Origin of the sequence: Pedobacter sp. Leaf250 (genome assembly GCF_920984735.1) — a bacterium.
In the GTDB taxonomy this organism is placed as follows: Bacteria; Bacteroidota; Bacteroidia; order Sphingobacteriales; family Sphingobacteriaceae; genus Pedobacter.
In genome coordinates this window covers 21,993-36,776 of record NZ_CAKLBU010000024.1, presented here as the reverse complement: position 1 = coordinate 36,776, position 14,784 = coordinate 21,993, and the positions used below count along the sequence as shown (strand labels likewise).

At 35.0% G+C, this 14,784-nt stretch carries 10 protein-coding genes; 8 read left to right on the top strand and 2 right to left on the bottom strand.

The features are described from left to right. The 6 genes from LUA91_RS17990 (at position 1) to htpG (ending at position 8,802) form a co-directional block, all read left to right on the top strand. Positions 1–3,111, top strand: a complete 3,111-nt coding sequence (locus LUA91_RS17990) for an efflux RND transporter permease subunit (RefSeq protein ID WP_231427494.1) — start codon at positions 1–3, stop codon at positions 3,109–3,111. A 1-nt stretch (position 3,112) separates the two neighbouring features. Further along, on the top strand, positions 3,113–4,423 hold the full coding sequence (locus LUA91_RS17985; protein ID WP_231427493.1) for a TolC family protein: 1,311 nt from the start codon (positions 3,113–3,115) through the stop codon (positions 4,421–4,423). 17 nt (positions 4,424–4,440) lie between these two features. Beyond that, the gene (locus tag LUA91_RS17980) at positions 4,441–5,304 is read left to right on the top strand and encodes an N-acetylglucosamine kinase (protein ID WP_231427492.1); all 864 of its coding nucleotides are present in this window, start codon (positions 4,441–4,443) and stop codon (positions 5,302–5,304) included. A gap of 113 nt (positions 5,305–5,417) precedes the next feature. Beyond that, positions 5,418–5,810: a PleD family two-component system response regulator gene (locus tag LUA91_RS17975; RefSeq protein ID WP_231427491.1), complete on the top strand. Its 393-nt coding sequence runs from the start codon at positions 5,418–5,420 to the stop codon at positions 5,808–5,810. Between the two features lie 99 nt (positions 5,811–5,909). Continuing rightward, entirely contained in the window at positions 5,910–6,650 is a 741-nt protein-coding gene (locus LUA91_RS17970; RefSeq protein WP_231427490.1) for a DUF4241 domain-containing protein, read from the top strand. Positions 6,651–6,915: 265 nt separating this feature from the next. After that, the gene (htpG, locus tag LUA91_RS17965; RefSeq protein ID WP_231427489.1) at positions 6,916–8,802 is read left to right on the top strand and encodes a molecular chaperone HtpG; all 1,887 of its coding nucleotides are present in this window, start codon (positions 6,916–6,918) and stop codon (positions 8,800–8,802) included. Positions 8,803–8,937: 135 nt separating this feature from the next. Here htpG and LUA91_RS17960 read toward each other — a convergent pair whose 3' ends face one another. Further along, positions 8,938–9,426, bottom strand: coding sequence for a type I restriction enzyme HsdR N-terminal domain-containing protein (locus LUA91_RS17960; protein WP_231427488.1), 489 nt, complete (start codon positions 9,424–9,426; stop codon positions 8,938–8,940). A gap of 395 nt (positions 9,427–9,821) precedes the next feature. On the opposite strand from LUA91_RS17960, the gene LUA91_RS17955 reads away from it, so the two are divergent. Continuing rightward, positions 9,822–10,565 (top strand): LytTR family DNA-binding domain-containing protein, encoded by a 744-nt coding sequence (locus LUA91_RS17955; protein ID WP_231427487.1) that lies wholly within the window; start codon positions 9,822–9,824, stop codon positions 10,563–10,565. A 377-nt stretch (positions 10,566–10,942) separates the two neighbouring features. After that, complete coding sequence (locus LUA91_RS17950; protein WP_231427486.1) at positions 10,943–11,965, top strand: sensor histidine kinase; 1,023 nt, start codon at positions 10,943–10,945, stop codon at positions 11,963–11,965. Here LUA91_RS17950 and LUA91_RS17945 read toward each other — a convergent pair. Further along, complete coding sequence (locus LUA91_RS17945; protein WP_231427485.1) at positions 11,955–14,735, bottom strand: lantibiotic dehydratase; 2,781 nt, start codon at positions 14,733–14,735, stop codon at positions 11,955–11,957. The genes LUA91_RS17950 and LUA91_RS17945 overlap by 11 nt on opposite strands. Between the last annotated feature and the right edge of the window lie 49 nt (positions 14,736–14,784).

Genomic DNA, 14,784 nt, shown 5'->3' with positions numbered 1-14,784 from the left:
ATGAGCATCTCTACCACGAGTATAAAACGACCCGTTCTTGCCATTGTAATGAACTTGCTTATTGTTCTTTTTGGAATAATTGGTTATACATTTCTCGGCATCCGCGAGTACCCATCAATTGATCCTACGGTGGTTTCGGTTAGAACCTCTTATCCCGGAGCAAATTCTGACATTATTGAATCGCAAATTACCGAGCCGCTGGAAAAGTCGATTAATTCCATCGATGGCATTCGAAATATTTCATCATCCAGTAATCAAGGAACAAGTAATATCACAGTAGAATTTAATCTCGATAAAAATATTGAGGAAGCTACAAATGATGTTCGTGATAAGGTTTCGCAAGCTGCCAGAAATCTACCAAGAGATATTGATGGATTACCAATCGTAAGTAAGGCTGATGCAAACTCCGATCCTATTCTATCGCTAACCATACAAAGTGATAAGCGAAATACCTTGCAATTGAGCGATTTTGCCGAGAATGTAATTGCCGATCGCATTCAAACCATTCCAGGTGTAAGTAGCGTTCAAATTCAAGGCCAACGGAAATATTCCATGCGCATTTGGATGGATCCAAATAAATTAAGTGCTTATGGTTTAACCTCCCAGGATATTGTAACCGCCCTTGATAATGAAAATGTAGAATTGCCTTCAGGAAAAATTACTGGAGAAACTACAGAACTTACCGTAAAAACTTTAGGAAAATTAGTTAATGAGGAGCAGTTTAATAATCTGATCTTAAAATCAGACAGCAATCAGGTAGTAAAACTGAAGGATGTAGGCTATGCAACACTTGGTTCTGAAAATGAAGAAACTGTTCTGAGAGAATCGGGCAAGCCAATGGTTGCAGTAGCGATTATCCCGCAACCAGGCGCAAATTATTTGGATATCAGCAAAGAATTTTATAACCGTTTTGATAAACTTAAGGCAGATATGCCGAATGATATAAAACTTAAAGTAGCGCTTGATAATACTTTATTCATCAAAAGATCGGTTACGGAAGTTGCCGAAACTATCGGTTTATCATTGGTTTTGGTAATATTGATCATTTACCTCTTTTTTAGAGATTGGGCAATTGCATTCAGGCCGCTGATCGATATTCCGGTATCATTGGTTTTTACTTTCTTTGTGATGTATGCTTTTGGTTTTTCGATCAATGTATTGAGCTTACTGGCTATTGTTTTGGCTACAGGTTTGGTGGTTGATGATGGTATCGTTGTTACAGAAAATATTTTTAAGAAAGTAGAAGAAGGCATGTCGCCTTTTGAGGCGGCTATAAAAGGCTCAAACGAAATCTTTTTCGCGGTAATTTCCATTTCGATTACATTGGCTGCGGTTTTTTTACCAGTGATATTTCTGCAGGGTTTCGTTGGGCGGTTGTTTAGGGAGTTTGGTGTCGTAATCGGCGCTGCGGTATTAATTTCTGCCTTTGTTTCCTTAACGCTGACACCAATGTTAAACGCGTATCTAATGAAAAAAGGTGGCCACAAGCCTTCGCGTTTTTACAATTGGACAGAACCGTACTTTGTTAAATTAAATGATGCTTATGCTTCAAACCTGAATAAATTTTTAGATAAAAGGTGGCTTTCTATACCAATTATTGTGGTTTGTATGGGTTTGATTTTTCTTTTTTGGAAACTTCTACCAAAAGAAACTGCTCCGTATGATGATAGGAGTGCGATTAATATGACCGCGACATTGCCCGAAGGTGCATCATTTACTTCAACTGATAAATTTATCATGAAGTTGAACCAAATGGTGATCGATTCTGTTCCGGAAAAAAATGTAAACATTACCATTACTTCCCCTGGTTTTGGGGGTGCCGGTTCTACCAACTCTGGTTTTGTACGTATGGGTTTAGTAGACGCAGGAGACCGTGAGCGTTCGCAAAAGGAAATTGCGGATATGCTAACCAAAATAACCAAAAAATATACTGAGGGAAAAGTAATTGTTAATCAACAACCAACCATCTCCGTTGGAAGAAGAGGTGGTTTGCCAATTAGTTATATTATTCAGGCTCAAAATTTCGAAAAACTAAGAGAAAAAGTGCCCTTGTTTATGGATGCAGTTTCGAAAGATCCAACTTTTACGGTTTCTGATGTTAATTTGAAATTTAACAAACCAGAAATCAACCTCACTATCGATCGTGATAAAGCAAAGAATCTTGGTGTTTCTATATCAGCGATAGCGCAAACCTTAAATTTGGGCTTAAGCGGGCAACGTTTCTCTTACTTCTTTATGAATGGAAAACAATACCAGGTAATCGGTCAGTTTGATCGTGGTGACAGAAAAGATCCATTGGATTTAAGTTCGGTATATGTTCGCAGTGATAAGGGCGAATTAATTCAGCTTGATAACTTGGTTACGGCAAAAGAAGAAAGCAGTCCGCCACAATTATACCGCAACAACCGCTTTATTTCGGCAACCGTTTCAGCTGGTTTGGCTCCCGGAAAAAGCATTGGCGAAGGAATTGATGCCATGGATAAAATTGCTGATAAGGTTTTGGATGAAACGTTTTCTACCGACTTAAGTGGAGAATCAAGGGATTTCAAAGAAAGTTCATCCAACACCTTTTTTGCATTTGGATTAGCTTTACTATTGGTTTATCTCATTTTATCTGCTCAATTCGAAAGTTTTAAAGATCCGATTATTATTATTTTAACAGTACCAATGGCTGTTGCAGGTGCATTCTTATCTTTATGGCTCTGCGGACAAAGCTGGAATATTTTTAGCCAGATCGGTACCATCATGTTAATCGGTTTGGTAACCAAGAACGGAATTTTGATTGTAGAGTTTGCCAATCAGTTAAAGGAAAAAGGAGTTGCCATTCCAGAAGCTATCCGTGAAGCTTCAGTATCGCGTTTACGCCCAATTTTAATGACAAGTTTAGCAATTGCAATTGGTGCTTTACCCATAGCCATGGCATTAGGTGCGGCTGCAAAAAGCAGAATGAGTATGGGAACAGTAATCGTAGGCGGAACCTTATTTTCACTGGTTTTAACACTTTTTGTAATTCCAGCAATTTACTCTTATTGGGCAAAACCATACAAACCGAACAAAGAATTGAAAAACGCCGATCGTTTCGAACATGAAGCAACACATATAGCAGAATAAGATGAACAAGAAATTAAACATATTCATATTCCTATTGAGCTTTTCGATTACTGGGTTTGCGCAAGAAAAGCTTAGTTTGCGAGAAGCCGTTACCATTGCCTTACAGAATAATTACGACATTAAAATAAGCAAAAACGAAATTGCCATAGCCAAAAACAATGCTAACATTGGTAACGCTGGCATGTTGCCATCAGTTGATGGAACCTATACCAATGGTGGAAGTATTCAAAACACAAGGCAAACACCAGTAACTGGCGAAGACCGTGTTATTCGCGGGGCAAGAAGTACCAACAACAGTTATGGAGCCGATTTAAACTGGACTATTTTTGATGGTTTTACCATGTTTGCAAATTATGACCGATTAAAGGAACTGCAAAAACAAGGTGAAATAAATGCCAGATTAACCATATTAACTACAGTTTCTGACGTGATTGCGGCCTATTACGATATTGTAAGACAGCAACAACTGTTGGTTGCTGCAGACAGTGCCATTGATGTTTCGGTATGGCGTACCAATATTGCCAAAACGAAATTACAACTGGGCCGTGGTTCTAAATTAGATGTTTTAACTGCCCAAGTAGATTATAATACTGATACCTCCAATTATATTCAGGTTAAAAATTTTCTACAAATTGCAAAGGTTCGATTAAACCAACTAATGGTTAGAGACATTGGCACAGGCTTTTCGGTTGCCGATAGCATTGATGTAGACAGGGGAATATTATTCAGCAAGCAGGCTGAAATTGCCGAGCTACAAAACCCAAATGTTCTAAATGCTTTTATCAATCAAAAAATAGCATCCCTGAATTTAAAATCGATTAAGGGTGCCAGATATCCGGCAATTATTTTAAACTCGGGCTACAGCAGGGCAAAAAGCACAAGCCCTACAGGATTTAACCAGCGTTTTGCTGCCAACGGATTTACCTATGGTGTAACAGCGAGTATGAATTTATTTAATGGTTTTTTACAAAGGCAACAGGAACGCAATGCAAAAATCGATATAGAGAATTCTACATTAAATCTTAATAAAACCAAGCTTGATGTTAATTCACAATTACTAACTGCTTATCAAAATTATGCAACCTATCTCGATTTGATCAAGCTCGAACAACGTAACGTAGATATTGCAAAAGAAAATCTCGATATAACAATGGCCAAGTATCGCCTGGGAAGTATTGCTCCATTGGAGCTTAGAGAAGCTCAACGCAATGCCATCGATGCGCAGAACCGGTTCATCGAAATGCAGTTTCAGGCCAAAATTGCTGAAACCACATTGAAAGAAATTAGTGGAAATATAGATTTATCTAATTAATTTTTATATTTATTGATATGATACTCGTTGCAGATAGCGGCTCATCAAAAACCGATTGGATGGGCTATATTAATGGTGAAACCATTAAATTCAATACACCAGGAATCAACCCCTATTTTTTAAGTGAACAGGATATTGGCAAGTTGATTTCGAATAATGAAATTGCGCTACAATACGCAGATCAAGTAAAAGAAATTTACTTTTTTGGTGCCGGCTGCTCATCGCCTGATAAACATGAAGTTGTTTCTAACGGATTATCAGCGGTATTTACAAAAGCCTTTATCTCGGTAGATCACGATTTATTGGGTTCTGTGTATGCAACCTGCGGAAACGCAGAAGGCTTAAACTGTATTTTAGGTACAGGTTCTAACATTTGCTATTTTGATGGAAAAAAAATCCACGATGGCCACCATGGTTTAGGGTATGTTTTAGGAGACGAAGGCTCTGGAACGTTTTTCGGGAAAAAAGTTTTATTAGCCTATTTATATAACAAAATGCCAGCTGCTTTGGCAGCAGAATTTAAAAAAGCTTTCCCTACCGAAAAGGAACAAATCATTACGAATGTATATCAAAAACCTTTTCCAAATATTTATTTAGCGGGATTTAGCCGCTTTATGGCCAATCATAAAGACTATCCATTTATTCAGGATATTTTAAAAACAGGCTTTCAGGAATTTGTTGATACAAATGTGAAAGACTACCCAAAGCATAAAAATGTTCCCTGTCATTTTGTAGGTTCTATAGCTTTTTATTATCAGGAAGAATTGGTGCAGGTTTTGCAAGCCAATGGCATTGAGCCTGGTAAAATCTTACAAAAACCAATAGAAGATTTATTCAATTTTATTCTTCAGAAAGAAGGAATAATACAGCAAGCAAGTTAATTTGATGACAAAGATATCCTAAATAAACTGAATGTTAATTTTTTTTGAAGTTTTTAAACATAACAACATACATTTTGTTATAAATTTAAAGGCACATAAATCGCTTTAAATATATGAAGAGAATATTGGTAGTTGACGACGATATGGAGGTTTTAGAGACCATACAATTAATACTCGAAATTGGTGGCTTTAAAGTTTCGGCACTAAATGATGGAGAAGAAGTTTTTAATAGAATAGAAAGCTTTAATCCAGATTTAATTTTACTTGACATTTCATTAGGTCATATCGATGGCCGTATACTTTGTGAACAACTGAAATCTATAGAAAGTACATCAAAAATTCCTATTCTTTTAATCTCAGGATTATATGAAGCAAAGGATTTTACAACTTTGAATTATGGCCAGGATGATTTTCTTTCTAAGCCCTTCCAAATGGATGTGTTATTAAAAAAGATCACCAAAATATTAAGTTTAGAAGAAAGCGAACCTACTTTTTTAATGAATTAAAGATTAATTCGATAAAATACTTAGCCAAGAAGAACAAAATCTTCTTGGCTTTTTTGTTTAAATTAATTAAAATAGCGTTTAATCAGAAACAATTTAATTATGGCTCCTACTCCCGAATGGATTAAAACATTTAACGAAAAGAAAGCACTATTGGCCTGCCCCAACAACCTTAACGATTATTTTGAAGAGCGTGAAGTGGCAGGAAAATCCATCGACCATCTGGAATTGGGAAGCGTTTCCATCCCAACCGGCGAAATACTGGTTCGCGATCCGTTGGTTTTTATTCAGAGAGATGCAGAACCCTATACCTACAAAGTTCCTGTTGGAGAGTTTCCAGTAACCGCAGCAGTTGTAGTACCAGATGATGAAGATGGTGCAAGATACGCTGCTGTTAAAGTTCAATTTACCGCTCATGATGCTGTAAGATTTGAAGAAGCATTAATTGGCATTGAAGATTTAGAAAGTTTTGAAGAAGGAGAATTTTTCGGTTTCAATGTTGATGCAGGTTTGGGTTGCATTTTGGATAAACAAACACTGCTTCTCTTCTGCGATTTTCAGGATAAATTTATTGCTGAAAATCCCGGCAAAAATTTATACGATGATTATTTTGCCGCATTATTTGCGGCAAACTATAATGCAAACCCAACCCATCAACGAGAAGGTGGCGATTGGATTAACTGGCAAATCCCCGGAACAAATTATAATATCCCATTTTTTCAAAGTGGTTTTGGCGATGGAACCTATCCGGTTTATTTTGGCTTTGATGCAGCAGATCAAATCTGTTCTTTAATTATTCAGTTTATTGATATTGAGTTAGCCTATGGTGAGGAGTTTGAATAGTATTTTGTAAGTTGAATAGTAAACCTGATTGGACTGAAAATCCTTTTTGAAGCTGGAGCGCAGCGAAAGCCAAAAAGATTGTAAGGGAAAGCAGGACGAACATTAATTGAAATACAGGTTTTGCTTTTCTAAAATAAATTAGGTTTAGGTGTTTAAATGAAAACTGGTTTCGCACTAAGTAAAATTCAATCTGTCATTTTGGCAAAGAAACCGCTTTGGAACAACCCTTGTTATGCAGGATGTAGATTAAACAATTTATTTACATATGAGCATTCAAGAAAAAGGAAACATCTCGATACATACAGAGAACATTTTCCCGATAATTAAGAAGTTTTTATATTCTGATAACGAAATTTTTCTTCGTGAGTTGGTTTCTAACGCCGTTGATGCGGTTCAGAAAATTAAAAGACTGGGTTCATTAGGTCAGTTTAATGGCGAAGTGGGCCAGCCTTTGGTACAAGTTGCCGTTGATAAAGATGCAAAAACCATTACCATTAGCGATAATGGATTGGGTATGACTGCCGAAGAGATTAAAAAATACATCAATCAGGTTGCATTTTCTGGCGCAAGTGAGTTTGTAGAAAAATTTAAAGATGCTAAAGATGCCAACGAAATCATCGGAAAATTCGGTTTAGGTTTTTACTCGGCCTTTATGGTTGCCGATTTGGTTGAAATTCAAACTTTATCTTACCAGGATGGAGCAGAACCTGCTCGTTGGGTTTGCGATGGCAGCACAGAATTTGAAATTACCGAAGGTACCAAAACCACTCGTGGTACTGATATCATTCTTCACGTAAACAAAGATTCTGAAGAGTTTTTAGAGGAGTCTAAGCTGCAGGAAATTCTTGATAAATACGCTAAATTCTTACCTGTTCCAATTAAGTTTGGTACGAAAACAGAATCAGAAGAAGATGGCGAAGATGAGGAAGGAAAGAAAAAATATAAAGATGTAGTAGTTGATAACATCATCAATACTACAAACCCAATCTGGACAAAAGCACCTGCAGATTTGTCAGATGAGTTTTATTTAAACTTCTACCGCGAATTATATCCATTTAGCGAAGAGCCATTGTTTTGGATTCACCTAAATGTTGATTATCCATTTAATTTAACCGGCGTATTGTATTTCCCTAAGTTGAAAAACGATTTCGAAATGCAACGCAACAAAATCAAGTTGTATTCTCGCCAGGTATTTATTACTGATGAAGTAAAAGATATTGTTCCTGAATTTTTGATGTTGTTACATGGGGTAATCGATTCTCCTGATATTCCATTAAACGTATCACGTAGTTTCTTGCAGGCAGATAGCAACGTTAAAAAAATCAACAACTATATCACCAAAAAAGTTGCCGATAAATTATCGGAACTGTTTAACAAAGACCGTAAATCTTTCGAAGACAAATGGAAAGATATTGGCTTGTTCGTTAAATACGGAATGATTAGCGAAGAAAAATTTTACGATAAAGCAAAAGATTTCGCTTTAGTTGGAAATACTAAAAACGAACTTTTCACTTTAAACGAATACAAAGAGAAAGTTGCGCCATTACAAACTGATAAAAACGGAACAGTAGTTTATTTATATTCGAACGATGCTTCGAAGCAAGATGCTTTTATCCAATCGGCCAATAAAAAAGATTACGATGTTTTGGTTTTGGATTCTCCAATCGATAACCATTTCATCCAGCAGTTGGAGCAAAAGCTAGAGAAAACTTCTATCAAACGTGTTGACTCGAGCGTAGCTGATAAACTGATTGAAAAAGACGAAGTTAATGAGCACGTTTTAAGTGAAGACCAGGTTAAAGAAGTAACTACGATTTTCGAAAAAGCCATTACTAAACCGGGCATGCAAGTAGAAGTTGTGGCTTTAAATCCTGATGAATTGCCTGTAACCATCACTATGGATGAATTTATGCGACGCATGAAAGACATGGCTGCAATGGGTGGCGGAATGGGGTTTTATGGTCAAATGCCAGATAGCTATAAAGTTGCCATTAACGGAAACCATAAATTAGTGAGTAAAATTTTAAAGGCTGAAGGCGAAGAGCAAAGTAATTTAGTTAAACAAGCCGTAGATTTAGCTTTGTTGGCTCAAGGTATGTTAACAGGTTCAGAATTAACCGCATTTGTGAGCAGAAGTGTAGAGTTGATTTAAGGTTAATCATAAGTTTATTAAAAGGGAGAAATCTTTCGATTTCTCCCTTTTTTATTGGGCACAAAAAAAAGCCCTATTAATTAGGACTTTAATTTCTATAGAATTTTCGGGACTCTTAGATTAAAATATATTGCTTTAGCTGGCAACAGATTTTTGCTCAACGTTGAAGTAGTCTTTATGCTCTTCAATCATTTTTGCAATTGTTGCTGCTTTAGTATCGGTTATTTTAAATTCAAATAATGGCTCTTGATTTTTTTTCGATTTAACCATTTTTTCAGTGTAGAAGCGGTAAACCAATCCGTTGGTTAATAAACCATATTTAGCTTTGGTTTTGCGAAAATATTTCGATAAACGAGAATCGTGAATATCCAAGCTATCTTCATGGTGTTTGCACTCCACCAAAATTGTTGGCTCACCATCTTTCATAATGGTGTAATCTACTTTTTTACTTTTTTTAACACCAAAATCCAAAACAGCTTCAGATTGAACTTCTGAAGGATCAAATCCTAAGATTTGAATAAATGGCATTACCAATGCATTCCTAGTCAAATCTTCATTTTGAACTTGAGGAAGCATCTTCTTAATTCTCACTGCAAACTGACCAATTTCGTCTTTAAGTTCCATGTTAATATTTGTAATTATTTATGTTTTTCATTTGTGCCGCTCAAAATCCTTTTACAAATTCAATAATCATTGATCCCAGTATTGTATGGCCTGTTTCTAATTTTCATATCCACAGGCTACACAAGCATGGGTAGGCAGATGTAAATGGTTAATTAATAGATTTGCGTTTTACAGCAAAACAATTAATTATTTGTTTTTGGCAAACATTATAAAGATTATTAAAAAGAAATGAGTACGTTATTTTTTTACATGAACCATGCGGATTATTACACGAAACCGTATTTTGTTTTGTAGTAGAAAATGGGTGTCAGCTTTTTTTTAGGCAGGAAGCGATTTCAATTATAATTTTCTTTAACTTGCAATAAAATCATTCCAAAATCATATTTATATATATCATGAATCTAAAATGCGTTGTTATTGATGACGAACAACATGCGATTGAGGTACTTACGGACCATATAGCAGAAATGCCGGGTTTAACTGTTTTTAAAACTTTTACAAGTCCGGTTCAAGCCTTAACTGAAATTAGCATCGATGATGAGATAGATCTCCTCTTCATGGACATTGATATGCCTGGAATTAATGGATTAGAGCTTGCAAAAAACATTAGGGAAAAAGCTAAATACTTAGTTTTTACCACTGCACATCCGGATTATGCTTTGCAAGCTTTTGATGTTCAATCTGATCAATATTTATTAAAGCCAATTTCATTTGCGAAATTTGCATTAGGTATTGATAGAATTTTGAAGAAAGAGGCAAATAATGCCAAGGATACTTCAAAAGATGCAGAACAAGTGGCTGCACTTTATATAAAAGGCGACCATAAATATGCCTTCTCGAACATTGCTATTGATGAAATACTTTATATAAAAGCACTTCAAAATTATATTCAGATCATTACTAAAGGTGAAACGCACACCACCTACCTCACATTAAAGGAGATTGAAAAAGCTTTAGAAAACCATGCATTCATTCGAGTAAACAAATCGAATATAGTTGCAAAAGCAGCAATCAAAAAGGTAGATGGAAATATAATCCGTCTTGTAAATAATGAAATGATTCAAATTGGTGAAGGCTATAAAGAAGCTTTCTTCACCTATGTACAAAGTAGCTTATTAAAATCTAATAGAAGTCAATAATTACTTTTTGAAGATATCAAGAGTTGACATAATTGTTTTCATAGTTACTGTAGACGGATCAGTATTGAAACCATTTGTTTCTTTAACATTTTTGTAAACGAAAACAGTTTTTTTAGCTAGTTTATTTGTGTATTGAGCTTTCATAATATTGATATTAAATGTTGTTGTTATTAATTTCTGTAAAGATGCAACACTTCATCAATTGCTTATATTTTTTTACACAAAACACCAATTTTAGGAGATAAAAGCCCACGATTAATAGATTTGATGCCAAAATAATGAATAATTCCATTATCAAAAATTTCTATAATAAAAACAAAATCCACTTACTATCATGGAGTTTCTACATTCTTTATGAGGTTACAATAACCCGAATAATGAATAAAGGATTTAATCAATTAGGAAGTTATATTAGTGTATATTCATTAGCTATTTTAACCTTCTATACGCACTCCTATTTTTTCGAAAAAGAGCTAAAAAGAGAAAAATTATCAACCAAATTATTTACTATCCCATTATTAATAATATTAGAAACTATTGCTTACACTATTTGTGCATTTCTTATCAGACATCTATTTAGCTATTTGCATATAATAAAATTAAATTCTCCAATTGTATTCGACGAGGATTTTATTGTAAGCAACATCTGGCGTTCGTTATATTTCATCGGCTTTTCTACCGGTTATGTATATATCTTAAAATCTTTTGAAGATAGAAAAAAAGTAGAGGCATTGGAGCGTCAAAGTTTGGTTACACAAATTGAAAAACAGGCTTTAGAAAATGATCTGGTTCAATCGCAAAATAACTTCTTAAGAAGCCAGATTAATCCGCATTTTTTATTTAATACCCTAAATTTTATATACAACGACGCCCGTAAAAAAGCGCCTATGGCAGCTGATGCCATAATGAATTTAGCAGAAATGATGCGTTACGCATTGAAAAGACCTGAAGCATCAGAAATGGTTCCTTTGAGCGAGGAAGTAGAACAAATTGAGCACTTAATTAATCTTCATCAGTTAAGAACTGCTAATACTATTAACTTAAAATTGGAGGTTACTGGGGACTTGTTTGGTTTAAGATTTCCGCCGTTAATTTTATTAACGCTAGTAGAAAACATATTTAAACATGGTAATGTAACCCACTCTACTCAACCAGCGATTATTAAAATTGAATACGAAAACGACAATTTAAATATCAGTACCATTAATATGGTAAATGATGTGAAAGGAAAAGAACATGAAAGCCATCATGTTGGTATAGATAACATAAATAAAAGATTAGCAAACTTTTACAAGGACGAATATATTTTCAGGTATTATAAAGATCCTTTAAATAGGTACATAACTGAAATAGATGTGCCTGTTGTTAATCCAATGGCCAGATTAAACCTTAACCTATAGCTCTTTTACGCTGAATATCTTTTAACAAAAAATAATACATTACCATTTCATTTGTTCGCTGATCTTTACTAAATAACCGATTAACATGCATGTGCATTAAATCAGTAAAAAGTTTAACTTTTCTATTGCCCTCAGTTAAATTAAGCAGCTGAATAAAAGACTGTTTAAAAATATTGAAACTTTCGTTTTCTTCAATTTCAAAAGGTGTATTTTTATATTGTTGATACTGTTGGTTAAGTTTCTTGAAGTCAGTAGCATTCAAATGATGTTCTTTATTAAAGGAATCAGAAACCATTTTGATCACTTTTACCATTACTTCCGAATCAAAAACACCAGCTTTTAATAACTCATCTACAATTTTTGAGCACCATTTATATTTGGCAAAGGCAGCTGTTCCGTATTGCAAGAGCGATATCACAAAGTTACTATCTGCAGAAAAATGATCTTCTACATTCACAATCATATCGGCTCCATACCTTTCCAATTCTCTCTTGTAAGATTTCAGTTGAAGATCGGATATCAAACCACTAAAAATGTAATCTTGCAGATAATTACCAAAGACTGAAACCAACTCCTGCCCATTACTATTATCGTGTAGCAACACCCTAAAGCGCAGGTGGTTGCCATGTTCATTGTACCTAATAAAGAACCAAGATTTTATTTTTGATGCAAACTGATTTAGAAAAGCTGGAATTACACCAACTAATAATTCATCTGAACGTTGTTGGTGGCAATAAATTTCGAAATATAACCATTCTTGTCCCGGTAGAAAAAGCTGTTGAACAGCATCCAAATTTTCGCTGCTGCTTTCAAATTTTGTATAGATAGGATTGTTATGGTAAAGATTAAGAATAAATTGGGTTAAATATGGTTTTTGGTTTTGATCCGCAACAACGCTATCTATAGGCATTATCACTTCTTCTAAATACAATTGAGATTGCTTTTGCATGTATTGAAGAAAAGCATTTAAGTCTTCATCACGATCTAAATTAAAGCATAGCGTTTGATCTGATAATCCGGTTTTAAAATATTTACTCACTCCAAGCTTATTGAGGAATAACCGACATTCATCTATGGATATTACTTCTTTATCTAACAAAAAATGAGCTTTCTTTACACGCCATTTTGCAGCACTTAAAACTACATGATGGTATTGAAAACGAGGATAAAAATCCAAATCAGGGAATATACTATCCAATGTTAATGAAAGCGAAGTTTGTAAACCTTGGTGCTGTAAATCGCACAATAACCTAAATACAGAAAGATCTGACCGGGTATAATTATAGGCCGAAGCCATGCGTGGGATAAGTCTTTTATTTAACTTTTTCGACCGCAGCACCACCTCATGATTTCGAACGGAAATTTGAATATCGCTAAGTAATAGAGGCGCTATAGAGGTATCAAAATTTAAAATAGATAACTGATGATCATACACCAGCTTTCTGCGATTGATATTATCTACATCAGTTTCCACCATGTAAGCAACGTCGAAGAAAAGCATTTCGGGGTTTGCATTCTGCTCAATTGCAGAAATTTCCTTACAATAACCTTCTACTGCCTTATCTGCGATGGAAAAACGGCCCGTTAATGCATTTGCGGTTACCCCGCCAATTTGGTCAACACATAATAAATCATCCACAACCCACATTAAAAGGCTAAAAGTATTTGGCAACGTGCTTTCCTTTTCGTTTGTTTCAAATGCCAATTTATTCAGATAAACGGGTTCCATATTTTTAAAAGCGGATGTAGAAAGCTGGTTTTTCAAGACTGATTTAAGGCTTTCCTTTTCTTCATCATTTTTTTTCCCTGCATTAAACTGGGCTACAAAGTCATCTTCACCAGCTTGTTCAAGTTCATCATAACCCACACCCATTTCAGGATCGAGTGCAATGGAAAGTGGCACCTCTTGCTGATCGAATTTGCTATTAAACCTGCTAATAAAACTCTTTAATGCTTTCCGATTATCCGATTTTAAGGTTTTACTTAAAAGATCAATGAGTCCTGGTATGGGTTTCAAGAGGTGTTCATCCAAACCTCCATCAATTACTTTTCTTTCAGCAATTAAATATTTTGGTAGATTGCTGGATTCAATGCCTATCCTTTCGAAGTAATCCTCGCCAATAATGTTTGGATCGCGATCAGTAAAAATAAGCTGAAGGGAGTGCATGTCTTGAAGTAGCTCTAAAAGTTCTGCCTTTCCTGCTTCATTAAGTTCAAGCTTATCAATTAGATTATTGATGGCAATTGGTTTAGCACAGGCACTTAGAATTTCCATTACAAAATCGTTCCTATCGATTTCTGCAAGTTCGAAAACGGCATTTGTGCAAGCAATGTATCGAATACTATTATGTGTTAAATAATAACTGCTGTTGCAAAACAATTGACCATTACGGCCTATCCATTCTTCGAAATCAAAGTTAAGCTTGTTTCTATATGGCCAATCGACAAACTGATGTACAATTTGTTCCTCTCTGACGGTAATTTTTTTACTTGTTTCCTGAAATGCATCAGCTAAAAAACTGAAGCTGGCAAATGTTCCATAAGGCGTTGAGCGATATTTTGCCCGATTAAAATATTTCCAAACCGTAAAATAAATTTTTGGGGAGAGGTTTTTAAGGTCCTTGGCTTCCACATCTTTTATTGTTTCATAAAAGGCCGTAGATGAAATAGAAATGGCTTTTTTAAGTTCATCCCAACTATCTTCCAGATCTGCTTGATAAGAAAATTTAGGCGTTCTGAAAATAATTGAAGGATGAATATGAGGTTTCATGGAAATGTTTTATTGGGTGAAAATTACAAAGATTAATCTTAAAACAACA

Excerpts from the sequence above, each read along its gene's own strand:
- LUA91_RS17990 (WP_231427494.1), top strand. The coding sequence starts at position 1 with ATGAGCATCTCTACCACGAGTATAAAACGACCCGTTCTTGCCATTGTA.
- LUA91_RS17985 (WP_231427493.1), top strand. The coding sequence starts at position 3,113 with ATGAACAAGAAATTAAACATATTCATATTCCTATTGAGCTTTTCGATT.
- LUA91_RS17980 (WP_231427492.1), top strand. The coding sequence starts at position 4,441 with ATGATACTCGTTGCAGATAGCGGCTCATCAAAAACCGATTGGATGGGC.
- LUA91_RS17975 (WP_231427491.1), top strand. The coding sequence starts at position 5,418 with ATGAAGAGAATATTGGTAGTTGACGACGATATGGAGGTTTTAGAGACC.
- LUA91_RS17970 (WP_231427490.1), top strand. The coding sequence starts at position 5,910 with ATGGCTCCTACTCCCGAATGGATTAAAACATTTAACGAAAAGAAAGCA.
- htpG (WP_231427489.1), top strand. The coding sequence starts at position 6,916 with ATGAGCATTCAAGAAAAAGGAAACATCTCGATACATACAGAGAACATT.
- LUA91_RS17960 (WP_231427488.1), bottom strand. The coding sequence starts at position 9,426 with ATGGAACTTAAAGACGAAATTGGTCAGTTTGCAGTGAGAATTAAGAAG.
- LUA91_RS17955 (WP_231427487.1), top strand. The coding sequence starts at position 9,822 with ATGAATCTAAAATGCGTTGTTATTGATGACGAACAACATGCGATTGAG.
- LUA91_RS17950 (WP_231427486.1), top strand. The coding sequence starts at position 10,943 with ATGAATAAAGGATTTAATCAATTAGGAAGTTATATTAGTGTATATTCA.
- LUA91_RS17945 (WP_231427485.1), bottom strand. The coding sequence starts at position 14,735 with ATGAAACCTCATATTCATCCTTCAATTATTTTCAGAACGCCTAAATTT.